We start from the raw sequence: 26061 nt of genomic DNA on the forward strand, positions 1-26061 counted from the left end.
GAGGCTGTCCATAGCGTCTTTTTTCACGAAGAAGTAACAGCCTCAATTAGATCATATTTTTACTTAGATTGGTATAAATTCTTTTCGACTGATAGATACCCATTCTTTTTATCAAAACATGATGACTTTATAGCAGGCATAAAAAGCCTCCAAACCCTAAGATTGGAGGCAATTGCGATACCTTAAATATTAAACGTTATACGCTTAAATTAGTCTTGGTATTGATCGTGAGATACGTCTAATTGGTAGAACGTTGCTTGCGAGTAATCGTCTAGGTCGCCGCTGATGTTTTGGTTGTAAACACCCGCTTTAAAGTACATGTACTTACCACCTACGTCGTAACCGCTATCAGTCATATCAACCACTTGCTGTACGTCATCATGACCTTCTCGCATTAGCGTTACAATCAGATCGTGACCTTTAACTTCGATGCGGTAGCTGAACTTCTCGCCAAGTGCGATACCATCGTCACCCACTTCTGCTGTCATATCACCCACTAGAGAGTAGAAGTTCTCTTTAGTAGCGTTTTGACTTTCATGTGCAAAGTAAACCGCACCAGTCGCTTGGTTTGGCAGTTTACGGTAATACAAACGAATTGGCTCATCGTTTTCATCGTGAATCTGGCCAATGATAAAGCGACCTACTTCATTCGCGTTGCCCGTTGTGGTTGCATGGTCAATCTTCAATGTTGCTTCCATTACGCCATCAATGCCAGCCGCTGCTTTTAAGTCAGCTTCTGGAGCCGTTGAGAATACCCAGTTGTTCTTGTTAACACCTTTTGTTTTGATCGACTGGTCACCACGACGCATCATTTCACGTAGCTCAGTACGAGCATACTGAGTGTTTGCAGAGGTACGCACACCTTTTACGTAAGATTTGAAGACCATGCCGCCATCATCAGCAGTGTAGAATATCTCTGGGTGCTGGTAACCGTTTGCAAGGTTCCACTCAGAAACATCATCTGGCTTGCCATTTTTAGTATGGTCGAACGGTTGAGATAGGTACCAGTGAGTCAAGTCAAAGTTTTCGCTTGGTGCATTACCCGCAAGCGGTGTTTCAGGTAGGTTAGTCGGTACAGGAAGCGCAGTACGTGTTTGGCAATCTACGGTTGTATCACAAGGGTATACTGCTGGTGCGCCAAAGTTACCGGTACGCAGATCTTTGCGCGCTTCTTTCGCTGCTTTTTCTGCTGCTTTCATTTCAGCGATCATTGTTTGCTCTGCAGCAACCACTGCTGGCGTGATGATATGGCTTGTTGGACAAGCGTTAACATTACAGTTAACCGCCGCCAATTCAGTCAAGCTGTTCCAACCGTTTTTAGTGTTGCCGTGACCCACGTATTTCACGTAACGAGCTTGTACTGCTGGCTCAAACTGGAAACGTTCTAGACCAAGAGCTTGGCCTGAGCTTAGTTGATCTTTTAGTACCGTTGTCCAGTTTTCACCGTCAACACTCACTTGAACATCAAACATAGACTGACGCTCATTACCTTTACTGAAAGCAGCTTGAACCGCGTCAAACTCTTGTACTGAGCCGTAGTCTAGCATTGCCCACTCGCCGTCACCCGCAGAAGACCAACGCGTTGTAAGATCTTGGTCAAGAAGAAAATCTGGGCCGTTACCATCGTGGCTGCTAGCTGTAGCCGCAACTGGCGTCAGTAGAGGTTCACCCGTCTCTTTGTTGTTCGGAAACTCAACCGTTGGTGTTGTGCTCGCACAACCCACCGCTAGTAGGACAGAAGAAGCAAGTAAGCTTTTTAGAATCGTTTGTTTCATATTAAATCCATTATTATATTACAAAGACAGCATTTGTCAGTGAAATCAAAGTCCGCAAACCCCTGTTATTAAGTGATTTATATTTGGATGTTTGCGAGAACATAAAAATCTTACATAATCTTATAATACAAATAAAACGTTTCATTGAATAAATGAGACTGGTGACACTTTCTGCTTTATCCATATATTAACTGGATCACATTTCTTATTGATAAAATAGCGACTAGATAAATTTTGGATCAGCATCTCGCCTAAGTGACGATAATCTTTGGTGGCTATTCACCGTCGACGTTGATTTCGTTATTTAAATTAACACGACCTAAGTTGTTACATTTAAGATGAAAAAAGACCACATAGTTAACAACTGATGTGGTCTTTTAATTACGGTTTTATTTGTTAATGCAGCGCGAGTGTTTAAGCACCGCGAGCTTAATAATGGGCTGCTCTCACAGAGCTAAAACTCACATCAAATATCTCACCAGCATAGTCGCTATCTGGCTTAAATTGAGGATAGATCCCCGCTTTGAAGTAGAAAGCGATGTCGTTAGAGGCCCAATCTGAGGTCAAAGAAACGGTATCGCCATTTTTATCTTGGTAATCCTCTCCCCAACCGATTGAATGAGATACCCTGTTGGTGCCATCTAAGTCATGGGTCGCAAGATAAATACCGTCTTGATCAGCACGAATCGTATAGCGCCACTCTTCACTGGCTGTGTAAGTCCCGAGCTCAACGCTGAATGGCTCACAGTGGCCGCAATCTTGATTGTTGCGTTCAAAATCGTCATTCAGTATCACTCGTACTGGCTTGCCCTCGCCTTCCCAAAGCAATTTGACCAATGCTTGTTTGATCTTCCAGCCATGGATCTGACCGAGCACTACTTTGGGGTCTTGGCCGTTGATGTTCGGGTAATCTTCTATTCGCAAGCTTGCAGTTAACTCGTGACTGGTTGTGTTGGTTCTGGTGTCGTCCAAATACCAACTGGTATCTTCATCACTGGTGCTGCAATCCGCTTGGTCATTACTCTGGTACAGCTCTCTTAATTCGGAGCGGATGTAGTTAGAATTCGCTGTCGAGGTGCCATAGCCCATATCGGCTCTAAAGTGCATTCTTCCTTGATCGGTATCGAAATATGAAAGGCCGATACTACTGTGGTAAACATCACTGTCGTTTGAGAGTAGATCTTTGCTCGATTCGCAACGCGCAGGCTCTAATTCAGCAGCACTGTCGCCGCCACTGCCATACCAAGTATCTTTGCTGGCAGGAATCGTTAACTTCCAGTCATTGATGTCCCAGTCGTTAGCGCCATCCATTTGAGTTTTTGTATACCTCAACGCCTGAAAATAAGCGGTCGCTTCACCATTTTCAAACTGGTTATAGATCCCGGCTTTGAAGTAACTCAATAGGTGCTGCCAATAGGTGATATCTTGAGCTACTTTGACTTCATCGTTCACTTTTATTGACAGGGTATTTTCATAAACGCTCAAATCAAACTTAGTAAAGCTATCAAGATCGGCCTCGCCTAAATCGTAACGAGTATAAGAAGTGTTGTAGCAGTCTGAAGAGTCGTCAGCGCTGCTACAATCAATGGCATTATTCTTCATCACCGCCCAGTAGTGACCGGTAATACCCGCTCGCTCTTGCTCCCAAACGACACGCAATAGTGGATGAGGGATGTACCCTGTGCCGCTCACATCGGTTCCTTTATTGTGTATCTGTAGCAGCGTCACTTCATCATGATCGGCAGGAGAGTTTGCCATGGCATGCTCGATGTCGGGTAAGCTGATCTCGGCATACAGGCTTCGCCTTACACCCGCTTCGTTGATATCAAAGTTTTCACCTTCACGGACTTCTGAGCGCATCTTATAGTTTGCCATCTTGAAGACGAGATTCTCGGTCTCTTCATCCGCGTAAAAGTATTCACTGATGTAGCCATCGAAGTTGCCATCTTTCACTTCAGAGGTTTTGTTGCCTTCTTCTCCGTTAGGATCAGACACCTGAAGATCGGAACTAGAGAGAATAGTTTGATACTTAGCAATCGTATAAGGGGCGACCACGCCATAAGGTGTATCTGGGTCTTCATTGCCAGGAGGAGTGCTACCGTCAGTTGAACTGCTACCACCGCAGCCATACGTAAGCGACGCCAGCGCAACGATAAAGATTGGCTTATTCACATTTAACTCACTTATCCATAAAGGGAAGTGATAATGTATATTTGTACTATTTTATGTCAATTATGTCATTATCAAACTGTGAGACACGGCAAACGACGTAAAACAATCGGCAATCTAGTAAAATAATAAACCTAAATGCAATGTAAAAAGGCCACTCAAAACTCTAACGTTATTGAGTGGCCCTAGATTCAATTTAATTTCAATATATTGATTTTATTACACTTTAAAACTACTCATCAACTCACTGACACTGCCATTGAGCGTTTTAATTTCCGCCGATTCAGTTAATTGATCTTGGCTTAACTTGTTCAGCGCCTCCACGAAACTTTCAATGGTATGCATGTTGGTAGCAATGCTCTGGATCAGCGCGTTTTGCTCGACCGAAGAGCCTGAAATGTCATTATTTAACTGACTCACGGTTTCCATCTGCTCGGTAAGTTTCGCCAACATGCTGACCGCTTGGGCGACTTGAGCGCGAGTCATCTCACAATTGCTTTTGGTCAACTCGATCGATTTCACTAAGCCGTCTGACTTAGACTGCAAGCCTGACAGCGCTTCTTCAATTTCAGAGGTGCTGATTTGAGTACGGCTAGCCAGCGCACGAACCTCATCGGCAACAACAGCAAAACCACGACCATGCTCACCTGCACGTGCAGCCTCGATCGAAGCATTTAGTGCCAATAAATTGGTTTGCTCAGCAATGCCACCTATCACCGATACGATCGACTGGATACTCTGGGTTTCGTCTGCCATTGAGCGAATATCATCAGAAGTGGTGCAGACTTGTTTTTCAAGATCGCTGATATAGGTTTCAGTTACCGTGTTAATTTGCTTAGTTTCATCGCTGAATATCGCGGCTTCCCTCGCGGCCTCTGCTGCCGATTGAGAATTCTTCTCCACTTCATTCGACGCTTCAGATAACCCGCTAATCGCAGACACCACTTGCCCCGTCTCCTCAGTATGAACTTTGAGTACATCGTTGGTTTCTTTACAACCCTCGCGAATACTCAATACCTTGGTATCGAGATCCGAGTTCTTGAATTTAACCTCTTTGACCATGTTTTGTAGGCCAATGATGAACAGGTTGATGTCTTTAGCGATATGCCCGAGATCATCACTGCCCTTTTCAGCCAGTCTTTGCGTCAAGTCGCCGTTACCCTGGGACAAATCTTGAACAATGCTACGAAGTGAGACGATTGGTTGGTAGAAACGATTGAGAAGTAGAACCATCAATATCACCGATCCAAATACGCAAGCAATGATCAGCATACGCGCACTCGACATCACACCATTAAGCTGCTCAAGCGCTAACTCTGGGTCGATAATCCCTTCGATAAACTGATCGTGTTGCGAAATTGCTTGGCTTAAATTCATCTGCGAGTCAGTCGACGAAATGTTGGTTTGTGGTTGGACATTTTCTATCGTTGACGCAACGATCATTCCGTTCTCATCGACAATAATCCCTCTCGCTTGGTATATTTTGTCGAGCTGCTCGAGCTGAGTGGCAAGATGGTCAAAGCGAATGTCTGCCATGATCACACGGTCTCGATACGAATACGTCACCCCGATCATCGGAATTTGAGTCGCCTTAGTAAAAAACAGATCACTAAACGACAATCCAGATTTCAATTTCGCCTGTTGATACCAAGGGCGTGTTGATACCAAGGGCGAGTCGTCGGATCGTACAACTCTTTTATGCCAACACCATCCGGAAAGGACTCAGAAGGGAGTGAGATATAAGAGCGACCATCATCAAACCCCACCACAACTTTATCAATACCACCCAACTGAGCTGCGTAATGCATCAAGGCTTCGATAGGCACTTGGACTGGCGAGCTCATGAACTCTTGTGCAACCGAATTGACGGTATCAATGGTGCGCTGAACGGTGCTTTCTATTTGATTAACTTCTATCGTCAGCGAGTGATCAATCTCGTTATAAATCGTTTGGTTGACCTGATCAGTAGCCAAGTCAAGCGTGAACCAGTTGGTAAATGCCAACGCGCTCGAACTGACGATCGCCACCATTAAAATCAATTTTCCCTTAAACCCTAGAGACAACTTTGAATTCATAAAACTCATTTTCCATACAACCTATGTCTATTATTTTTATCATAATCAAGTGGTCATGTTTACGTCATCGCAGATACGTAAATACGTAAAGAGAACAAGCTCCCTACCGAATCACAGGTACAACCACTCTTTTTCTTTTAATTAATATTGTATGGATAATGAAGTTCTTCTTCTGTGAGCAACGCGGCTATATTAAAATCGGTCAATAACTGACTGCGATATATGTGATGTGTATGAATGTAGACCTTGATCACAATTAGGCAAGCACGATGAATATTCGATAAATTCATTTATTTATACCGTCGCTGAGATTCAAAGCAGTGAATCGCTATTTCTGAGTCTAACCTGTTCTTCTAACCCGCTAACCAGAGCAAAATCATGATCAAGATCATAGATATTGCAGCTAATTATTCAGTCAACGCATTTAAGCACCAAGTTTATTTGTAATACAATAAGCTTTATTGTATAGTCTTTTTGAATCATAACTTAAGTTCTTTCTGAATGCTTTTGTTCAATTCTAAGTGGTAATTCAAACACTACTCTTTGCTATTATTTATTTCGTTTATGTAGAAACTATCGGGGGACTTCGTTAAACGTTATCACACTTGTTATTGTTCATTTGTTTTTTCAGACGGCTCGCCCGAACATGCCCACATAGTCACCAGCTGTGTGGGTTTTTTTTACTTTTTAGGCATACAAAGCTGTTAATTGCAGAAAAAGCTATTAATCGTAGAAAAAGCCATCAATCGCATAAAAAAAGAGCAGAAGGTGATAGGAAGCGATTTACAGAGAAGCAAAGTTGAAAAGACGACAAAAGTTGAAACGACTACAGTAGATGACAGCGAGTTTGATGAGTAGCTATGCTCGTATGAGTCAATGAGTTATAGAGCGAAAGTGGGATTGTGTGACAAATAGGATGTAGCGGAGAAGTTGTGTTTACTGATTGGCTTTTGCAGGTGGAAAATTAACGATTGCAGATAAAAACGAACCTCGCGAGGCATCGCTATCTAGAAGACAAGCGATACCCTGCGAGGCCGTACTTAGATTACTTCTCTAGTTTAGTGAAGTAGTCAAAGATTACTGGTACGTCGTTGTTACCCATGCCTGCGTCAACAGCAGCTTGTAGGCTAGTCGCAGTACCTTGAGCGATTAGAGACTCAGTACCTAGCTCTTCACAAAGAGCAAGGAAGTAACCAAGGTCTTTGTTTGCGTTAGCAATTGAGAAACCTAGCTTCTCTTCGCCGTCTACAGCGTAGAACTTACAGAACTGCATGAACGGAGAGTTAGATGGACCTGCAGACATGATGTCAAACAGTTGTTGGCCATCAACACCAGCGCGTTGAGCAACAGCGAAAGCTTGAGACATAGTTGCAACAGTCGTCATACCCATGAAGTTGTTTACAAGCTTAGTAACGTGACCAGAACCTAGAGCGCCTAGGTGGAATACGTTTTCGCCTTGCTCTTCAAGAACAGGTTTAACTTTGTTGAAAGTTTCCATGTCGCCAGCAGCCATGATGTTCAGAAGGCCATCTTTAGCGTGTGCAGGAGTACGACCTAGAGGTGCGTCGATCATGCCCGCGCCTTTTTCAGCAAGAGCTGCGCCGATTTTCTTAGTAGAAGCAGGGATAGAAGTACCGAAGTCTACTAGTACTGCGCCTTCTTTGATACCAGCTAGAACACCGTCTTCGCCGTAAACAATTTTTTCAACAACAGCTGAAGTTGTAAGACAGAATTGAACGATGTCACTTGCAGCAGCTAGTTCTTTAGCAGAAGTGAATGCAGTCGCGTTACCACGATCTGTAACGCGAGCAACAGCTTCAGCGCTTAGATCCATTACGTTTACGTGGTAGCCGCGCTTTTGTAGGTTTTCAACCATGTTGCCGCCCATAAGACCTAGGCCAATGAAACCGATTACAGGTTTAGTCATGTTCAAACTCCAAATATAGTATTGTATGATGAATTGTCATTATAATAACTACGTCTCTCTCGTTACGCAATAGTTTTTACTTATTCATTCAATGGTTAGACACAAATTGTGACGGTGATAGTATTTACGGGTAAATATAGCTTACTTTTTATATTTACGGGAACTATGTAACGGATCAAAAAAACGTCTGTTGGCGAAATTACATACTTAATATGTCATACCATTAATCAGAACACGTTGTGCCCATCTCTATTTATAGTTCACTGATTACTAATTTTCTGTCTGTGACTCAAACTGTCATATAAATAATAGGGTAAAACCTTGTTGAACAGATCGAGTAAGGTGAGCGGTTAGTTCCACCGCCCTCTCACATAGCCTGACTTAACCACTTTGTTTACCTAGCTAGTTTGTGATTACTTCGCTAGTTTATGAACACTTAGCGAGTTGGTATACAGCTTGGGTACATTTTCATTTTGCACAATGGTGAGCACAGTATCAGGTACGCGCTATTTCGAGGGCTCTCCAACCAACTCAGCCCAGCTAACCCACTCCAACCAGATTCAATGATCTAGTGGGTATCGACTCTCTATAACTTCTTATCGTCTCTTATGGACTTCGATAGCTACGCTGGCAGTCAAGAGAACTGTTTTGCGGTTTGTTTTGCGGTTTGGATGATCTGGTGATCGGATAATCTACTTTAGTAGAGGGGAGTATAGGACTTTCTATCTAAAGGGATTTTCTTTCAATTGGATGAGCTTTACCTTTTCTTCAAGAAAAAAAACTCCGAGCGTAATGCTCGGAGTTTTCAATATCTAGCTTTTGTTAATTAAGCAAATTACAGTTCAATTGTTACTGTTTCGCCATCAACAGTTAGCTCTAGCGTGTTACCTACAAGCTTGTGAGACACTTCAACTTGCTCGCCTTCGTTCTTGTTTGGAACAAGAAGCGTTAGGATGTTGTGCTCTTTAGAAGGCTTGAATTCCACTTCAACGTGACGGTGGATTTCAAGATCTTTGTACTCGTATGGGTCAACTTCACCGAAGCCTTCAACGTTCTTCACAGAAGTGATGTTGTCAGCAGATTCGTTGATGAAGTTCACATCTAGGTGCGCAACTTCGCCACGGATAGTGAATGCTTTCTCAGCTACTGCGTTAGCAAACGTAGTGTGCATTAGCCAAGTCATGTCTTTCTCTTCAGAAAGCTCAGCCTTGTCTTGCATTACAAATACTTTACCTTTCACGAACCAGATCTTACGCTTGTAAGATTCGATTTCAGGAACGAAGTACTTGTAAGATGCTGTTGCATCACCTTCAACCATCTTGATTTCAGATTCAGTGTCGAAATCAGTGATGTTGCCGCCCGCTTCAATACAGAAACGATCTTGGTGACCTTCGTAGCCAGTGTTTTTGTTCTCACCGTACTGACCTTTACCACCGAATAGAGGAAGGTTCTTAGAGAACGTTTGACGACGCCACTTAGTGTGCATGTCAACACCGAAACCACCGTAGTAACCAGTGATTGCTGCCAGAGTCTCACCAAATGCGTGCAGTGTGAACGCGTTTTGGTCACCGTGAGAGTGAGAGATAGAGCCAAATGGTGAACACTTGAATACCATGTGGATGTGGTTATCACGCTCAGTCATCTTATTGTGGAATGCAGCCCAACCAGTAATTGGGAATACTTTCAACAGTGGATCATTCGATGGTGCTTTCTCTTCAGGTGCATCCCAAAGGAAGTTGAAACGAAGATCGTCGTAACCAAAGTCCCACCAACCGAAGTTGTAGAATTTAGTGTGCGCTTCAGTGTCACGGCCTTTCAGTTGGTTGTAGTACCAAACGTACTCAGGCTTCTGGTTAACACCAGCGTAGTGCTTGATGTTGTAAGCCAGTTTTAGACCAGGGAAGTCACCGATTGAAGATTGGTCACAGAAGCTCGCGCGCTTAGAGTGAACAGGCATACAGTAAAGCGGGAAATCACCTGTGTTTTCGTAGAATGTTTTGTTAAACATGTCTACGCCACAGTATGCTTTCAATAGGTCGAATGCTTCGCCTAGGAATGCAGTTTGCGTGTTCCAGTAGTCAGGACCTTCAGCCCAACCGCCGTCTACACCGCCCCATGGTGGGTAGTGTACTGCGTAGTATTCTAGCGCGTATGCGATGTACTCACCTGCTTTCGGGTGATCGTGGTAAAGCGCGATACACGTAGGGATGATAGCAGAAGAGATAGAACGAACACCGTGGCTGTTTAGTGGGTTGTTCAGTAGATCAACCGTTACTTTCAGGTGGTGCATGATTTCGTCTAGACGTTCAATCAAAGCATCTTGAACTTGTTGACGCTCTTCGTCAGTGAAGTAGCCGTGTAGCCAGTCGTAACCCCAAGCCATTGCTGCGATTACACGGAAAGCTGCTTCATCGTTGTAGCCACGAGAAGTTACACCTTCTGGATCGTACGTAGACAGTTTTAGAGTCCAAGCTTTTGCTTTAGCAATTAGCTCTTCGTCTTCTTTTACAACACCAGCAATTGCTAGGTTACGTGTCGCGTTCAATGCCATTTGGCAATCAACGTACATTTGACGCCAGTAAGGACGCCATAAAGAAGCTTTACCTACCGTCTCAGCTGGGTACGCTTGAGGCTCTTCGAAAGGAGCCGTCTCAAGGAACTTAACTGTAGAGTTGTTGTAGAAGTCATCAAACATGCAGTGAGCTTCATCAGCTTTCACTTTTGCTTTGAATTCTTCTAGCTGATCAGCTTGAACAAGAAGACGCGGACGTGCTTCGCTCAAGTTGTCTAGGAATGATAGATCGAAGTCACGTGTTTGTACTTCGATAGGGAGTAGGTCTACAAGATTACCTGCTGAAGTGTCATTTTCCAGCTTCATCTTCCTGATTGCATCAAGAGATTTTTGGTCGCTCATTCTAACTCACTTATTTTCAAGTTGATTGAAAGGAATTGCCAATAATATACGTCTTATTATAGTACAAATAAATCTATTTCGATTCGATTGAAGAATATTTTACAGTTTTCGTGATTTAGGTCAGATGTTATAAACCCGAATAAGATAATACTCCTGTCTAAAGTGACTGAAGCTAATACTTATTAGTTTGGAGTTTAGAGAGAAATTGGTCAAGATTTTCACTTAGATTTGAAGCGAAATGACTTAGGGTCTGCTCTCAATTAGCCAAAGTCTTTCTCTCGATTAGCCAGGAGCTTGTTATTAATCAGCTAAACTCTCCTATCTATTTATGACGTCCCTATCGCTGATCAAAAAATGCGACGCCCTTTCGAGTCGTCGCATTCTATTTAAAGCTTCACGAGTATTTCACTTTTCGCTACTCACTAGATTTTACTTGCTCATTAGTTTTTGTTTACCAATTAGCTTTCTGTAGCAGGTTTCGCTTGCTTGCCGCCGTCGTCGACCGCTTTTACCAGTAATACACCCACACCACCGACAATCACACCACATAGGATGAACACGAGTCGTCCCCATATTGGGTTAGGAAGCGCAGCCATCAACATGATCCCAACACCGGCTACCGCAATCAGTTTACCAAGCATCTCACGTTGTTTGTTGTCTAACTTCTTCTGCTCTGCAGACTCAGCCACAAGTGGCGTTGATAAGTTGCCGAAGAACTTGTCCACATCCGCTTGACGCTGCTCAGTTAACGGCTTGTAGAACAGGGTAGAAAGTACAAAGAAACCACCCGTCAACACCATGTGACCAACCAGGCCGATAGCGACTTTAACATCAGACCATTCACGGCTCGTGAGTTCTTCTAGACCGAAGATTGACGACACCATTTCAGCATTAACCACGAAACCAACATAATAAGAAACGAACCCACCAACGACTAGCGTACCCCAACCTGCCCAGTCCGGTGTCTTCTTAATAAAGAAGCCAAGGAATGCTGGAATCGTCATTGGGAAGCCGATAAGTGCGCCGACATACATCATGGTATCGAACAGGCTCAAACCTTTAAGCGAGTTGATGAACTGTGCGATAAGGATAATAGCGATACCAAACACGGCAGAAGTGATCTTAGACACGGTAACCAGTTCTTTTTCACTTGCTTGACGTTTACGAAGGATTGGCTCGTAGAAATTTTTAACAAAAATACCAGAGTTACGGTTTAGACCAGAATCCATTGAAGACATAGTTGCCGCAAACATCGCCGCTACTAGAAGACCAACCATACCCGCTGGCATGTATTCTTGTACGAAGTATAGGTAGGCAAAGTCGCCCGCTTTTTTACCTGCGTCTGGGTAAGCTGCTGCTAGATCAACACCTTGACCTGCAATGTACCAAGAAGGCATGAACCAGATAAATACGCCTCCAAGCATTAACACACACGCTAATAGAGCCGCTTTCTTGGCGTTCTTTGAATCTTTCGCCGCAAGGTAACGGTATGAGTTAAGCATGTTATTGGTGATAGAAAACTGCTTCACGAAGATGAAGAATGCCCAAATACTGAAGATGCTTAGGTAATTGATGTTGTTGCCTGAAAGGAAAGAGCCGCCTTCCGCTACAGGGAAGTTATTGACTATTTCACCAACACCACCACCTTGAACAACGGCGACCACCGCACACGTCACGGTTACTGCCATGATGATAACCATCTGCATAAAGTCAGACGCGATTACCGCCCATGAACCACCCGTTACAGACATGGCTAAAACAACGAGGCCAGTGATCCAGATAGTGGCTGTCATATCGAAGCCAAAGATACCCGAAGCAATAATTGCCAATGCGTTTAGCCATACACCAGCGGAAACAACACTGTTCGGCATTGAAGACCAAGTGAACACTTGTTCGTTCGTTGCACCAAAACGCATACGAATCGCTTCAATAACGGTTACGACGCGTAATTGGCGGAACTTCGGTGCAAAGTATGCAAAGTTCATGAAGTATCCAAATGCATTGGCGATGAAGATAACTGCGACTGCAAAGCCATCGTTATACGCTTTACCTGCTGCACCGGTAAATGTCCATGCACTAAATTGGGTCATAAAAGCGGTTGCGCCAACCATCCACCACAACATATTACCGCCCCCGCGAAAGTAATCACTGGTGGTACTGGTAAATGTTCTAAACATCCAACCTATCGCGATCAAGAATAGGAAATAAATGCCGACAATAATCGTGTTGAGTTCCATCGTGTATCCTTTGTCCGTTGTATTTTGATACGGGCACTATAGGAAACCTGCAAGATTATTTGTAGTACAATAATCCAAATCAGTGATAGTGATCTTGTTTTGATTGATAGTGCTGATTATATATATGACATAAGATGGAATGTGGGCAATTTATTAAGTAAACAGTCACCACGTCAGCCAACCTTTCTCATGACAGCTAGATATCGCACAAAAAAATTACTTTAAACAAAAACTTACATAGGAAAATGGCTTTTGTAACTAATAACAAAATCAACCAAACACCTATAAACCTACAACCTTTTAATTTAAAGAACGCTTACATGATATGAAATCAAAACCATTCATCAGACAATAATTTAATATTTGTTATTGATTTCGGCCTATTAATTATCAATTTGCCATTTAGATGGAAATAATCGATATCCACTCGCGGATTTTAGATACCCCACCTCACAAGAAAAGACAATATGGTGTGGTTCTGTTGGATATTGGACTTGACTAGAGACGGCTGATTTAGACTGTATGACTAGGCTACTTACCCCCTAGCCGCGATTAAAACGCTTTATCTCGAACAAAATTTAACCGCGAAAGGTCAACACGCCCTAATGTAACCGCATAAAATTCTTGAACCAAAAGAGTGCCTTTGATGGTGCAATAGCCCTCCAGAAACAAAAAAGGCATGCACTTGGCATACCTTTTTAAATAGTTCATCTAAAGCTATAAATCGTTCATCTGTGCATTTAAGTGATTCAAATGACCTAAAAACCACGACCTTGCAGATGACTGTAACTTATCATCGCTAGCTTGTCGTAGCTAAGCGATGGTTAGCATCTTGCAGATGAGCGGCTGACACTAAACGAGCCTTATCACTGTCGCCAGCCATAATCGCTTCATAGATTCTGCGGTGTTCATTGATACATGTGCTGCCCTCTTCTGAAGAATGCACGATAAAGTTCATGAACATGGTCGTCAGAATGTTACCAAATGGCAGGTAGAAATCGTTGCCAGTTGCATTGAAGATCAAACTGTGGAAACGAATATCTATATTTGTCCAACTTTCTTGGTCAAACACCTCAGCATCATCCACTGCGACCATTTTTTGGAAGATTTCAGAAAGTTCAATACGTTGTTCAGCCGTCGCAAATTTCGCTGCCAGTGCACAGGCTTCTGGTTCAATAGCACGGCGAAGCCCTAAAAATTGCGAGCAGAACTGATCGATGTCGGTGAGCCCATCCATCCATTCAATCAATTGTGGATCAAGGAAGTTCCAAAACGCGCGATCGACAACACGAGTGCCTATTTTAGGACGAGACTCCAAAAGCCCTTTTGAAGTCAATAATTTAACAGCTTCTCTCAGTGCTGTTCGGCTGATACCAAACTGTTCACACAAAGCCATTTCACCAGGAATAATAGACCCTTCTGCCAACTCACCAGATAAGATACCACGAGCAATTTCACGCGCTACTTGCACGTGCAGGCTGCGCTTCGAGCCCGAGATTGAATTAAACTTGCTAACCATAAGTTCACTTATTTTATATGTTATGTTTATGTATTATTTAAGGATCACTATAACAGTATTTCAACCTATCACCAATTGAGTAAAATGGCGATGGACAACACCTAGAATATTAACCATTTTAATCAAAAACTTTAAATACAGTCCATCTATCTTAATCATAATTATTCTGTTGTATCTTTTCATAAATACGTAATCAAAACGCATCGGTTCTGTCATCCTCGATTTCTATACTCCCTCCCAACAAATCACCCAATTGGACTGAAATAATGAAACCGACAAAAACGAATCTCACGCTTAAAAGCGCTATTACTGCTGCGCTGATTTTTTCTGGTTCTGCATTAGCAATGGATACACGATACGAAGATCGCTCTGGCAACTTGGTTGCCGATGTTCCTCAAGATGAATCACAATGGGTGAATCCAAACACGCTAATTTTTGCTTATACGCCAGTTGAAGACCCAGCAGTATACGCTGATGTGTGGAGCGAGTTTTTGAGCCACCTTGAAAAAACAACGGAAAAGACGGTTCGTTTCTTCCCTGTTCAAAATAACGCAGCTCAAATTGAAGCAATGCGTTCAGGCCGTCTTCATATCGCGGGTTTCAACACAGGTTCTACACCACTAGCGGTTAACTGCGCAGGCTTCGCACCATTCACCATGATGGCAGCGGAAGATGGCTCTTTCGGTTACGAAATGGAAATCATCACGCACCCGGGTTCTGGCATTGAGAAAGTAGAAGACCTAAAAGGTAAGAACCTGGCATTCACAGCGCAAACCTCTAACTCTGGCTTTAAAGCACCTTCTGCGATTTTGGATGCTGAATATCAACTTCAACCTGACCGTGATTTCAAACCTGCATTCTCTGGTGCGCACGACAACTCTATCTTAGGTGTTGCGCACAAAGACTACGATGCAGCAGCAGTAGCGAACTCAGTATTGAACCGCATGCTTTCGCGTGAAGTGGTGAAAGAAGACCAAATCAAGAGCATCTACAAGTCTCAAACCTTCCCAACAACAGCTTACGGCACAGCGCACAACCTAACGCCAGAGCTGCAAGAGAAGATTCAAAAAGCCTTCTTCACTTTCGACTGGGAAGGCACAAAGCTTCAAGAAGAATTTGAGCGTAACGGTGAAGCGAAGTTTGTTCCAATCACTTACCAAGAGCACTGGGAAGTAATTCGCACTATCGATACAGCAAACAAAGTGTCTTACACCTGTAGCTAACCGATTAAAACGATAAACCAGTAACACACGATAAAGCTAACTGCAGGTATACGAGCCTGCAGTTACTCACCACTCTCAGCGGTTTACTTCCCATTTCAGCCACAGGCAAACACTTAGTACACCGGTCTTATAGGAATACTATGTCTACTCTTACCCTAAAAGGGCTTACCAAGCACTACTCCAGTTCTGATAAAGCTCTGACCAACGTTAGCTTGTCGGTGAATGCCGGTGAGGTTGTTGGATTGATTGGCCCATCTGGTGCCGGAAAATCAACGCTAATTCGTTGTATCAACCGACTCACCGAGCCCACCAGCGGCGAAGTTATCTTTTCCAATACCAACCTAGAAACGCTTTCTAAGCGCCAGCTAAGACAATCACGCCGCGAGATTGGGATGATCTTCCAAGAATACGCACTGATTGAGCGTTTAACGGTAATGGAAAACGTGCTTTCAGGCCGTTTAGGGTATGTGAATTTCTGGCAAAGCTTCACTCGCCGTTTCCCAGAGTCAGATATCCAAGCCGCTTATGCCCTACTCGACCGTGTTGGATTGTTAGAGCACGCCAATAAGAGAGCCGACGCTCTATCGGGTGGTCAGCGCCAACGTGTTGGTATTGCACGAGCACTTGCTCAGAAACCAAAATTACTGTTGATTGATGAGCCAACCGCCGCACTTGACCCACGTACTGCGCGCCAAATCATGCGCTTAATTAGCGAGATTTGTTCAGAGCAACAACTCCCTGCCATCATCAATATTCACGATGTTCAGTTAGCTAAACAGTTTGTGGATCGCGTTGTCGGCCTGAATGCGGGTTGTGTAGTGTTTGATGATAAGCCAAACCTACTCACCGAAGACGTGCTGACACAGATCTATGGTGAAGAAGATTGGAGCCAACAAGCAGAAGAAGAGGAAGATGCTCTGATCATCACGAACCCTCGCTTGTCTGAGGCAACAATATGACTCAACCATATCCAAATCAAACTCAGCGCCTAGCAAAGCAATATCCAACACAGTGGACCAAGCCGCCATTGATTTCGAACCCATGGTTGCGTTGGAGTTTGATCATCATTGTTGCGGTGTACTTATACCTTGCAACTCAGTCAGTTCACATAAACTGGACTCGAATTTACGAAGGCAGCGAGCGCGGTTGGCAGTTCATTTTAGCGTTCATGAACCCAGATTTTAGTGGTCGTTGGAACAACATCTCGCAAGGTTTGATTGAGAGCTTAACCATGACGCTCACATCAACCGTGGCAGGTGTCATTCTTTCGATCCCATTCGGATTAGGCGCAGCCAAAAACCTTGCTCCGACTCCTGTTTACCTATTCTGTCGTGCGTTTATTTCAATCGCTCGTAGCTTACAAGAGATCATCGTTGCGATTCTGTGTGTCGCACTGTTTGGCTTTGGTACCTTTGCAGGTTTTGTCACGCTAACCTTCGCGACCATTGGTTTTCTTGCAAAACTGTTTGCTGATGAGATTGAAGCCATTGATCCTGCACCACTCACTGCAATGCGTGCAACTGGCGCAAGCTGGCTACAACAGGTGAATTACGCCATTCAAGCACAAGTTATGCCCCGCTTTATTGGCCTTTCGATGTACCGACTCGACATCAACTTTCGTGAGTCTGCCGTGATTGGCATTGTTGGCGCAGGTGGTATTGGCGCAACATTGAATACAGCAATGGACCGCTACGAGTACAGCGCCGCAGCCGCTATTCTATTGATTATTATCGTGATCGTGATGTTATGTGAATACCTATCGACCATCATCCGTAAACATGTGCAGTAAGGAACGACCAATGAACACGCTAAATGACACACCTTCAAGCGCCATGAATCGTACCCAATGGCAACGTTACGACAGTAAACAAAGCCTCATGCTCTGGATTGGCTGGCTTTGCTTTGTCGCTTTGAGCGTTTTTGCATGGCAAGTCATGAACAAGGATACGATTTGGTACTTTGTGACGGACTCACCGAATCAACTTGCTGATATCTCTTCCCGTATGTGGCCACCAAGATGGAGCTACTTAGAGTCTCTTTGGAGTCCGTTGTGGGACACCATCAACATCGCGACACTTGGCACATTATTGGGGATCGTATTGGCGTTTCCAGTTGCGTTCTTAGCCGCACGTAACACGACACCAAGCATGACGTTTATCAGACCTATTGCGCTGTTTATCATCGCGGCAAGTCGTTCAATTAATTCGTTAATTTGGGCTCTTCTGTTAGTGGCGATCATCGGTCCAGGTTTGTTGGCGGGTATTATCGCAATTGCCCTACGCTCGATCGGTTTCGTGGCTAAGTTGATGTACGAAGCAATTGAAGAAGTGAACGCAACGCAAATGTCGGCGATTCAATCGACAGGTGCATCTCCACTGCAAGTGTTGAACTACGGCATTCTTCCTCAAGTGATGCCAAGTTTCATTGGCACAAGCCTGTTCCGTTGGGACATAAACATTCGTGAATCTACAGTATTAGGCTTGGTCGGCGCAGGCGGTATCGGTTTGAAACTGCAAGAGTCGATGGCGATGCTGGCATGGCCTCAAGTGACTGTGATTTTCTGTGCGATTCTTGTAACGGTTATCTTCTCTGAATGGGTGGCTGCGAAAGCAAGAAAAGCATTGATTTAGTTCATCTATAAAAAAACGGACACCATTGAGGTGTCCGTTTTTGTTTCATTCGTCTAGCTTAATCATTTACAGTTGAGCAAATGATCCTTCCCACGTGTATGTCTCACCGCCAAACTCAACAGTGTGCGTTGCTTGTTGAGCATCTTCTGCACGGTTAGAGATACCGAAGTGGTACGTGTTACCGGTTGTCGTTTGAATACGAACCACTGTACCGTCTGCTGTATCAGCTACTACGTTTACAGACTCAACGAGACCACGAGCATTGGTAGACTGCTCGAACTCTTCGTTGAAGTAACCGTGAGTTTCAAGAACAGAAGCAAACACATGATCTTTACCCGATTGGCGCATGATCATCGCAGGTTCGCTACGCAGGTTGAAGTCATGGTCGTTCGCGCCTAGACGAGCAAAAATTACTTCGCTGTCTGCTGCTTGTGCGCTAGTCACTAGCGAGTAGTAGCTGTTGTTAACAAGCCAGCTTACAAGAGAGCTACCTTCAACCTTGCCAGAACCTAGGTTCCAAAGGTGTTGGTAACCGTCAGACTCACCTACAGGCTTAAGAGTAGACTCGGTTTGGTATTCAAAATCAGTACGGATAATCTGACCTGTGTAGTGTACAGGTAGGTCGTACTGATGCTCTTCTTCAGATTGGATGCGGTAAACATCGATCACTAGCGGCTTTTCAAACTCTTCAAGCTCTGCAAGGATGATGCTACGTTGCATATCTACGCCTTCGTAGTAGCCAGAGATACGGCCACTCATCCCTTGTAGCTTGCTGTTTTCTACGTTGAAGAAATGCTTCTCACCAAACTTAGACTCAGCAAGTGCTGTATTGAAGTTGTTTTGAGTTTTCTGATCAACAGTCACTGTGTTATGCGCAACAGTTTGCTTACAGTAAGACTTGTTCTCAGGGATGTAACGACCGCCAAACTTAGGCTCAACGTTTACCCAACGACCGTAACCGTAGTCGTGAAGCACTTCAATACCACGGTTGAATACACTTAGGTGCAGACCGTCATAGTGGCCGTGGTCTAGTGCAGAGTGGTATTGGTGATCACTACCGTGCTGACCGAACCAGATTAACGCCATTGTGTCGTCGTCTTGAGCGTCACGGTGACGTAGGATACCTAGACCGCCTTTCTCGCCTTGAGGGCCATCAGTGATGTATAGGCTACCCCAGTTAAATGGCTTAATTTCATCAGCCGCTTCAACGGCATTAGATAGAGTCAGACCAGAGCTGTGAACCCAAACGTTTTGTTGGTGGTTAGCCATCGCAAGTAGAGTTTCAGCTTGCTCATAGCGGTGAAAACATACAGATGTTGCCATCACAACGCCTTCATCATTAATAGAGATCGTCTTAGATGAATCGTTACATGCTGGTAGTGAACCGTCTGGGAATGCAGTCTTGAATACAGCGTAAGAAGTGGTCTTAATCACTGAGTCATTGAACTCATAGATGCCGATCTCTGGTTGACGACGCTCAATCGTTTCTGCGAACAGGTAGATCGGGCGTAGAGAGAAACGGTGGTAGTAAGGACCTTCCATGTAGTAGCCGTCTGGCGAAAACAGTTGATCAAGCTGAGCTAGGAAACCGCCGCTCACTTTATCCATTTTCAGGCCGTACAATGCTTTGTCTACTGACTCTTGATCGTTGATTGCGTAACCACAGATACCTACTGCCGCTACCGCCCACAGACCGTGGTTATGAACGATGTCGAAATCGTGACCGTAAGTCACAACAAACAGGTCGATCATTTGCTTGAAAAGGTCGTTTTCAATCAATGCTTTTTGCTCGTCAGAAAGCGTGTGGAAGATGCAAGAGTACGCGCAAGAAGCATACAGCATCCACATGTTTTCGTTTAGCGTCTGGTGGAAGATCTTACCTGGAGGGTTAGTATCTTTACTGACGTTGCTTTCAAGCGTTGGGTATACCTTCGCGTATGCCGTCAGCATATCTGCGATGTAATCACGGTATTTTGTTTCTTCCGTGATCAGGAACAAACGGCCCGCTAGATCCATATGGATGTAGTTTTGCTTGTGACGGTTGTGCTCGTAGCCACCACCTTCACCGTGTCCTGGTACTTCAATGCCAACTTCAGCCATGTACGCGTCAGTTTGTTTAATGTCGCGCGCTAGCGCTTTACCTAATAGGCTATCCTTGCCAAGTTCTTTACGGAGTTCCTTTGCTTCTTCAAAGTTAAGCAGTAATGGTTGATAGCTCATTAAATCGTCTCCTGAGATTGTTTTTTAACTTCCACTGAATAGTGTCCTGTCCAGTTGAGAATTTTATCATTAATTGTAATTTGGTTCACTGTGCTTTCGTTGACATCCGCCTGGTTAGAAACAAGCATCGTCACGATAGAATCTTGTGTGGTGATTTCTATTGCTGATCCAGTCTCACTATGACCAAGCACGCGAATGTCCTGAACTCGACCACGAGCATTCTCAGATTGCTCAAACTCTTCGTTGAAATAACCGTGCGTTTCAACAACGGAAGCAAATAAAGTGGACTCGCCGCGGCTACGCAAGACAAATGAAGGCTCGCTACGTAGGTTGAAGCTGGGATCATTAGCGCCAGAGCGCGTGAAGATCACTTCGCCATTGTTGTTAGAACTCGTGCCAAGCCAAGTGTGGTAGCTGTTATCTTGTAACCAGCTCACCAATGCGGCTTCTTTGGCTTCGCCTGCTGCCACTTTCCACAGATGCTGATAACCATGATCATTACCTAGGGTTTCCAGCTCTTTGTATGATTCATATTCGAAGTTAGTACGAATTATCTGGCCATTGTACTGATGAGAGTAATCATACTGATGTTCACCCTCACCCACAACGCGATATAAATCGATAAGAAGCGGCGCTTCTAGCTCGTCTAGGTTAAGTAAGAATACGCTGCGTTGCTGACCAAAACCATCATGGTGCTCGTTGGCAAATGCGCTCATACCCTTCAAGTTATCGTCGTTGACTTGGAAGAAATGTGGCAGACCATGAACAGAATCTGCGCGATCGACATCGAAATTGTTCTGACAGGTTTCATCAATGGTAACGCTATTGTGGGCAATGGTTTGGCGAGCGTATGACGGATTTTCAGGAAGGTAACGACCGCCAAACTTAGGCTCAACATTAATCCAACGAGCAAAGCCGTATTCGCGAAGTACTTCATGACCACGATTGAATAGCGTAATACCGAGTGTGTCGAAGTGACCGTGACCCATACCGTGTTGACCGTAGTTCATCACTAGTTGAGTTACATCGCCATTTTTGTCCTGCATACGAACAAAGCCTTGTGCCCCTTTGTCGCCATCAGGGCCTTCATTTAGCTCAACACTTGGCCAAAATGGCATGCCGATAGTGCGCTCTACCGACGCTTCCTCATAAGCGCGAGATACTTTAAGACCACAAGGGTGCATCCAAACACCATCTTGAATCTTCGCCATACCCAAAATGTTGTCATCCAGTGAGTAGTGCGCGCCGTAAATGCTGACCGCAACCTGCACCCCCATATCTGCAATGCTCATGCTTTGAGACGCATCGTTCATTGCAGGGAATACACCGTTTGGATACGCAGACGCCAGTAGCGCCTGTACTGTATTGCCTACTACGCCGTTTTTGTAATTGTAGATATCCACTTCTGGCATGTGGCGATGAATAATCTCGGCCAACAACACCAATGGACGAATCGTAAAGCGCGAGTAGTAGGGCCCTTCTAGGTAGTAACCAGAAGGAGCAAATAAATTAGACACTTGGTCTAGGAAGCCACTTTCTGCTTGACGGTCTTTACCGTACACTGCCATCTCTAAGTATTCTGGTCTGCCAATCGCAACGGCACACGCGCCAACAGCTGCAACGGCCCAAACACCGTGATTGTGAATGTGGTCAAAGCGATGTGCGTATTTATCAATACTCATCTCAATCATAGGGATAAAGATACGTTCGATAATGCGCTGACGTTGCTGCTCTGTCATGGTAGATGCGACGCAAGAGTACGCGATACTTGTGAATAGCAACCAACCATGCTCGTTGAGGATCTGGTGGAAAATACGACCGGTTGGGTTAGTATTTTTCTGAACTTGGAAACCTAGCTCTAAGTATTTGTCTGCATACTCTTCAAGCAATGCAGTAACAAAGTCAGCGTATTTCTGTTCTTCAGTAATGAGGAAAAGACGACCTGCAATGTTCATGTAGGTGTAGTTATCTTTATGGCGGTTGTGTTCGTAACTACCACCATCACCGTGACCCGGCACTTCGATTGGTAAACTCATAAAACGTTCAAGCTGCACAACATTTTTAGCAATGGTTTTGCCCATCAAGGTATCACGTCCAACTTCTCGTCTAAGTTGTGTGATTTCGTCTTCTGTTAGCAAAATTGGCTTAATAGTCATATTTTTTTTTACCCTCATTAAAGAGTTTATCTGTTTCGACTTGGATTCAATGTTCAATCTCCATATAAAGTAATACAATATGAGCTTTAAGCATACCTATTCGGCCTTAAATGATGAGTGGAGTCACACTATTTAGGTTAAGCTATTGTTCTAACAAGCGAATGATAATACTCACGTATTCATTAAGTTCTTGATTTGTTTTCGATAACTTAAGTGTCACTTGATCAATATCACACAATTCTAGATATATTGTATTACAATTAGGTTCGTTCGTTTATAATAGCCAAAAGTTAAGTTAGACTTATAAGATTCAAAAAAGTTAGGAGACATATATGGACTCATTCTTTTTCCTAGATGAAAATGCATGGGAAGATATTGGTGACGGTATCAAACGTAAAATTGTCGCTTACACTGACGATCTAATGGCTGTACACTTAAACTTTGATAAAGGCGCGATTGGTCATCCTCATACTCATGAGATTCACGACCAAATCGGTTACGTCGTGCGCGGTAGCTTCGAAGCTGTAATCGAAGGCGAGAAAAAAATCCTAAAAGAAGGTGACGCTTACTTAGCTCGTAAACATATGATACACGGTGCAGTTGCACTAGAGCAAGACAGCATCCTTCTTGACATCTTCAACCCTGCACGTGAAGACTTCCTAAATAATTAATAGCGCAACATCAGTTGCTTGGGTAAGCATATGAAATCATTAAATATTGCAATCATCGGCGAGTGCATGGTAGAACTTCAACAGAAAGGTGAACTTCTAAAACAAGCATTCGGTGGTGATACACTGAACACAGCTCTATATCTATCTCGTCTGACTCACAAACACGGTATCAAAACGAGCTACGTAACAGCATTAGGCCAAGACCCATTCAGTGCCCACATGCTAGAAAGCTGGGAGTCTGAAAACATCGATACAAGCCTAATTGCACGTCTTTCAAACAAGCAACCAGGTCTTTACTACATCGAAACTGATGACACTGGCGAGCGTAGCTTCCACTACTGGCGTAGTGACGCTGCAGCGAAGTTCATGTTTGACCAAGCTGACTCAACTTCTCTTGTTGACACGCTAAGTGGCTACGATGCTGTTTACCTGAGTGGTATCACTCTAGCTATCTTGACTGAAAACGGTCGCAATGAGCTATTCAAGTTCCTAGAAAACTTCGAAGGTAAAGTGTTCTTCGACAACAACTACCGTCCAAAGCTATGGGCTAGCCAAGAAGAAGCTCAGAAGTGGTACCTGAAGATGTTAAGCTTCACGGATACTGCTCTTCTAACTTTCGACGATGAGCAAGACCTATACGGTGACGAGCACGTTGAGCAGTGCATCGAACGTACAACTAACGCTGGTGTTAAAGAGCTTATTATCAAGCGTGGTGGTAAAGAATGCCTAGTCGTTGAAGGCGAAAACGCAAACTACGTTTCAGCTAACCAAATCGACAACATCGTTGATACCACTGCTGCTGGCGACTCTTTCAGTGCAGGTTTCCTAGCGAAACGTCTATGTGGCGGCACAGCTGTTGAATCAGCGGCTAGCGGTCACGCTGTTGCAGGTACAGTTATTCAGTACGCGGGTGCTATCATCCCAGCTGAAGCAATGCCTGAGCTGTCTCTATAAATTGTCCTGCTCACGCAGACTCACACATTATTTCGATGAGAAAAAACATGACAACTTTGAACGAAAAACTAGCAAGCCTTAAAGTAATTCCTGTAATTGCAATCAACCGCGTTGAAGATGCAATTCCATTAGGTCGCGCTCTTGTTGATAACGGCATGCCTTGTGCTGAAATCACACTACGTACTGAGTGTGCAATCGAAGCTATTCGCGTTATGCGTAAAGAATTCCCAGACATGCTAATTGGTTCTGGTACTGTTCTTACTAACGAGCAAGTTGATGCATCTATCGACGCTGGCGTAGACTTCATCGTAAGCCCTGGCTTCAACCCACGTACAGTTCAGTACTGCCTAGACAAAGGCGTTGCTATCGTACCTGGCGTTAACAGCCCAAGCCTAGTTGAGCAAGCAATGGAAATGGGTCTTCGTACTCTTAAATTCTTCCCAGCTGAGCCATCAGGTGGCGTTCCAATGCTTAAAGCACTAACTGCAGTTTACCCTGTAAACTTCATGCCTACTGGCGGTGTTAGCCTTAAGAACGTTGATGAGTACCTAGACATTCCTGCAGTTCTTGCATGTGGCGGTACTTGGATGGTTCCAACTAAGCTAATGGACGAAGGCAAGTGGGATGAGCTAGGTGAACTAGTTCGTGACGCTGTTGCTCACGTTAACGCATAATCTGTCTAAGATTTTGTGATAAAGCCTCGCTTCGGTGAGGCTTTTTGCTATCTGCTATCTGCTATTTGCTTATCTCCACTATTTTCTATTTTTCCTATAACGAGATCTCTCAACGACGACTGGCAGTCCCCTAACGCATTTGTTTTCAGGATAACTGGTGCCTATGCCTTATGCCATCAAACTACACGGCGAGAACACGCTACGCGGCAAGAAATAGCCTAGGAAAGTGGCTTAGCTACACAGCGTTGCGCTCGATAGAAAGCGATTCTAGGGTCCAAAATCCGAACAAGGTTAATGAACGGTTCCACAAGCTAGCGTGAACCACTCTAGACTACAATTGGTATTACAAAAGGCTAATCTCAGCCCCTATGCGCTTTTATAGGAGCGTCACACGCTCTCATACCCCTTAATTTTACTCGTTGAGAAATACTCACTGACTTTGCCTTAAGTCCCTCTTGAGCCCTCTCGGCCAGTTGTAACGCGATGATTTAACCATTTCATCTGCAACTCATTTCTGTTACTCACCTCGCAGCTATGCCAGAAATCAGAAGTTGAAATTACAGAGGGTTAAGCTTGATACCTATACCTCAACAGAAAAATTCTAAATCGGCAAAGTGCGATATATAAAAGTAAATAGCGATGTAAAAACAATGGTCTATTATCAAGTAGATAAGCAAGTATTTTTCACTTGAACATGAGTATTCAACCAGAATCTCACGGTGCAATTACATTTTCATGTGGATTATTTGTTACAATTGAAGTTAAAATTCAATCTGCAATACAATTTATTAACATTTTAGTTATATTGTAATACATATAAACATTTGCGGAACGTTTTTTTTTGAACTTGAAGCAAATTTAACCAACTTAAAATTCATTATAAAACAACAACTTAACTAGAGGTGTCGCAATTAATT

At 44.0% G+C, this 26061-nt stretch carries 16 protein-coding genes and 1 pseudogene; 8 read left to right on the plus strand and 9 right to left on the minus strand.

The genetic code is table 11. The annotated features are described in order from the left end of the window. Positions 1 to 186: hypothetical protein (locus tag Q1A70_RS08510; RefSeq protein WP_299689087.1), on the plus strand; the 186-nt coding region annotated here is incomplete at its 5' end. Positions 187 to 209: 23 nt separating this feature from the next. Here Q1A70_RS08510 and Q1A70_RS08515 read toward each other — a convergent pair. The 7 genes and pseudogenes from Q1A70_RS08515 to Q1A70_RS08545 form a co-directional block, all read right to left on the minus strand. Further along, on the minus strand, positions 210 to 1775 hold the full coding sequence (locus tag Q1A70_RS08515; RefSeq protein WP_299689084.1) for a polysaccharide lyase family 7 protein: 1566 nt from the start codon (positions 1773 to 1775) through the stop codon (positions 210 to 212). A gap of 429 nt (positions 1776 to 2204) precedes the next feature. Continuing rightward, positions 2205 to 3947, minus strand: a complete 1743-nt coding sequence (locus Q1A70_RS08520) for a polysaccharide lyase family 7 protein (RefSeq protein ID WP_299689081.1) — start codon at positions 3945 to 3947, stop codon at positions 2205 to 2207. A 216-nt stretch (positions 3948 to 4163) separates the two neighbouring features. Next, a pseudogene (locus Q1A70_RS08525) lies at positions 4164 to 5974 on the minus strand (methyl-accepting chemotaxis protein). A 1090-nt stretch (positions 5975 to 7064) separates the two neighbouring features. Further along, positions 7065 to 7946 (minus strand): NAD(P)-dependent oxidoreductase, encoded by an 882-nt coding sequence (locus tag Q1A70_RS08530; protein WP_299689078.1) that lies wholly within the window; start codon positions 7944 to 7946, stop codon positions 7065 to 7067. Between the two features lie 835 nt (positions 7947 to 8781). Further along, positions 8782 to 10860 (minus strand): DUF4962 domain-containing protein, encoded by a 2079-nt coding sequence (locus Q1A70_RS08535; protein ID WP_299689075.1) that lies wholly within the window; start codon positions 10858 to 10860, stop codon positions 8782 to 8784. 458 nt (positions 10861 to 11318) lie between these two features. Beyond that, on the minus strand, positions 11319 to 13097 hold the full coding sequence (locus Q1A70_RS08540) for a transporter (RefSeq protein ID WP_299689073.1): 1779 nt from the start codon (positions 13095 to 13097) through the stop codon (positions 11319 to 11321). A 799-nt stretch (positions 13098 to 13896) separates the two neighbouring features. Then, a complete protein-coding gene (locus Q1A70_RS08545) occupies positions 13897 to 14616 on the minus strand; it encodes a FadR/GntR family transcriptional regulator (RefSeq protein WP_299689070.1) in 720 nt (239 codons plus the stop codon). 266 nt (positions 14617 to 14882) lie between these two features. On the opposite strand from Q1A70_RS08545, the gene phnD reads away from it, so the two are divergent. From phnD to phnE (Q1A70_RS08565), 4 genes are all read left to right on the plus strand, one after another. Then, complete coding sequence (phnD, locus tag Q1A70_RS08550) at positions 14883 to 15839, plus strand: phosphate/phosphite/phosphonate ABC transporter substrate-binding protein (protein ID WP_299689067.1); 957 nt, start codon at positions 14883 to 14885, stop codon at positions 15837 to 15839. 140 nt (positions 15840 to 15979) lie between these two features. Beyond that, positions 15980 to 16798: a phosphonate ABC transporter ATP-binding protein gene (gene phnC / locus Q1A70_RS08555; protein WP_299689064.1), complete on the plus strand. Its 819-nt coding sequence runs from the start codon at positions 15980 to 15982 to the stop codon at positions 16796 to 16798. Continuing rightward, entirely contained in the window at positions 16795 to 17628 is an 834-nt protein-coding gene (gene phnE, locus Q1A70_RS08560; RefSeq protein WP_299689061.1) for a phosphonate ABC transporter, permease protein PhnE, read from the plus strand. The genes phnC and phnE (Q1A70_RS08560) overlap by 4 nt, the downstream gene beginning before the upstream one ends. Before the next feature lie 10 nt (positions 17629 to 17638). Further along, positions 17639 to 18469 (plus strand): phosphonate ABC transporter, permease protein PhnE, encoded by an 831-nt coding sequence (gene phnE, locus Q1A70_RS08565; protein ID WP_299689056.1) that lies wholly within the window; start codon positions 17639 to 17641, stop codon positions 18467 to 18469. Between the two features lie 66 nt (positions 18470 to 18535). On the opposite strand, the gene Q1A70_RS08570 is transcribed toward phnE (Q1A70_RS08565), so the two are convergent. Further along, the gene (locus tag Q1A70_RS08570) at positions 18536 to 20689 is read right to left on the minus strand and encodes a heparinase II/III family protein (RefSeq protein ID WP_299689053.1); all 2154 of its coding nucleotides are present in this window, start codon (positions 20687 to 20689) and stop codon (positions 18536 to 18538) included. After that, the gene (locus Q1A70_RS08575) at positions 20689 to 22845 is read right to left on the minus strand and encodes a heparinase II/III family protein (protein ID WP_299689050.1); all 2157 of its coding nucleotides are present in this window, start codon (positions 22843 to 22845) and stop codon (positions 20689 to 20691) included. Before Q1A70_RS08575 ends, Q1A70_RS08570 begins: the two co-directional genes overlap by 1 nt. A gap of 332 nt (positions 22846 to 23177) precedes the next feature. Between Q1A70_RS08575 and Q1A70_RS08580 the strand changes: the two genes are divergently transcribed. Genes Q1A70_RS08580 through Q1A70_RS08590 form a run of 3 tightly spaced genes read left to right on the plus strand, consistent with a single transcriptional unit; the run spans position 23178 to position 25144 of the window. After that, complete coding sequence (locus tag Q1A70_RS08580; protein WP_299689047.1) at positions 23178 to 23516, plus strand: cupin domain-containing protein; 339 nt, start codon at positions 23178 to 23180, stop codon at positions 23514 to 23516. Between the two features lie 30 nt (positions 23517 to 23546). Beyond that, positions 23547 to 24470 (plus strand): sugar kinase, encoded by a 924-nt coding sequence (locus Q1A70_RS08585; protein WP_299689044.1) that lies wholly within the window; start codon positions 23547 to 23549, stop codon positions 24468 to 24470. A gap of 47 nt (positions 24471 to 24517) precedes the next feature. Continuing rightward, positions 24518 to 25144 (plus strand): bifunctional 4-hydroxy-2-oxoglutarate aldolase/2-dehydro-3-deoxy-phosphogluconate aldolase, encoded by a 627-nt coding sequence (locus tag Q1A70_RS08590; RefSeq protein WP_299689041.1) that lies wholly within the window; start codon positions 24518 to 24520, stop codon positions 25142 to 25144. Positions 25145 to 26061: the final 917 nt, after the last annotated feature.

The organism is uncultured Vibrio sp., assembly GCF_947488985.1.
Classification (GTDB): Bacteria; Pseudomonadota; Gammaproteobacteria; order Enterobacterales; family Vibrionaceae; genus Vibrio.

Coding starts and splice junctions, on each gene's coding strand:
- Q1A70_RS08575 (WP_299689050.1), bottom strand. CDS start 22,845: ATGACTATTAAGCCAATTTTGCTAACAGAAGACGAAATCACACAACTT.
- Q1A70_RS08540 (WP_299689073.1), bottom strand. CDS start 13,097: ATGGAACTCAACACGATTATTGTCGGCATTTATTTCCTATTCTTGATC.
- Q1A70_RS08590 (WP_299689041.1), top strand. CDS start 24,518: ATGACAACTTTGAACGAAAAACTAGCAAGCCTTAAAGTAATTCCTGTA.
- phnE (WP_299689061.1), top strand. CDS start 16,795: ATGACTCAACCATATCCAAATCAAACTCAGCGCCTAGCAAAGCAATAT.
- phnD (WP_299689067.1), top strand. CDS start 14,883: ATGAAACCGACAAAAACGAATCTCACGCTTAAAAGCGCTATTACTGCT.
- phnE (WP_299689056.1), top strand. CDS start 17,639: ATGAACACGCTAAATGACACACCTTCAAGCGCCATGAATCGTACCCAA.
- Q1A70_RS08570 (WP_299689053.1), bottom strand. CDS start 20,689: ATGAGCTATCAACCATTACTGCTTAACTTTGAAGAAGCAAAGGAACTC.
- Q1A70_RS08545 (WP_299689070.1), bottom strand. CDS start 14,616: ATGGTTAGCAAGTTTAATTCAATCTCGGGCTCGAAGCGCAGCCTGCAC.
- phnC (WP_299689064.1), top strand. CDS start 15,980: ATGTCTACTCTTACCCTAAAAGGGCTTACCAAGCACTACTCCAGTTCT.
- Q1A70_RS08585 (WP_299689044.1), top strand. CDS start 23,547: ATGAAATCATTAAATATTGCAATCATCGGCGAGTGCATGGTAGAACTT.
- Q1A70_RS08515 (WP_299689084.1), bottom strand. CDS start 1,775: ATGAAACAAACGATTCTAAAAAGCTTACTTGCTTCTTCTGTCCTACTA.
- Q1A70_RS08580 (WP_299689047.1), top strand. CDS start 23,178: ATGGACTCATTCTTTTTCCTAGATGAAAATGCATGGGAAGATATTGGT.
- Q1A70_RS08535 (WP_299689075.1), bottom strand. CDS start 10,860: ATGAGCGACCAAAAATCTCTTGATGCAATCAGGAAGATGAAGCTGGAA.
- Q1A70_RS08530 (WP_299689078.1), bottom strand. CDS start 7,946: ATGACTAAACCTGTAATCGGTTTCATTGGCCTAGGTCTTATGGGCGGC.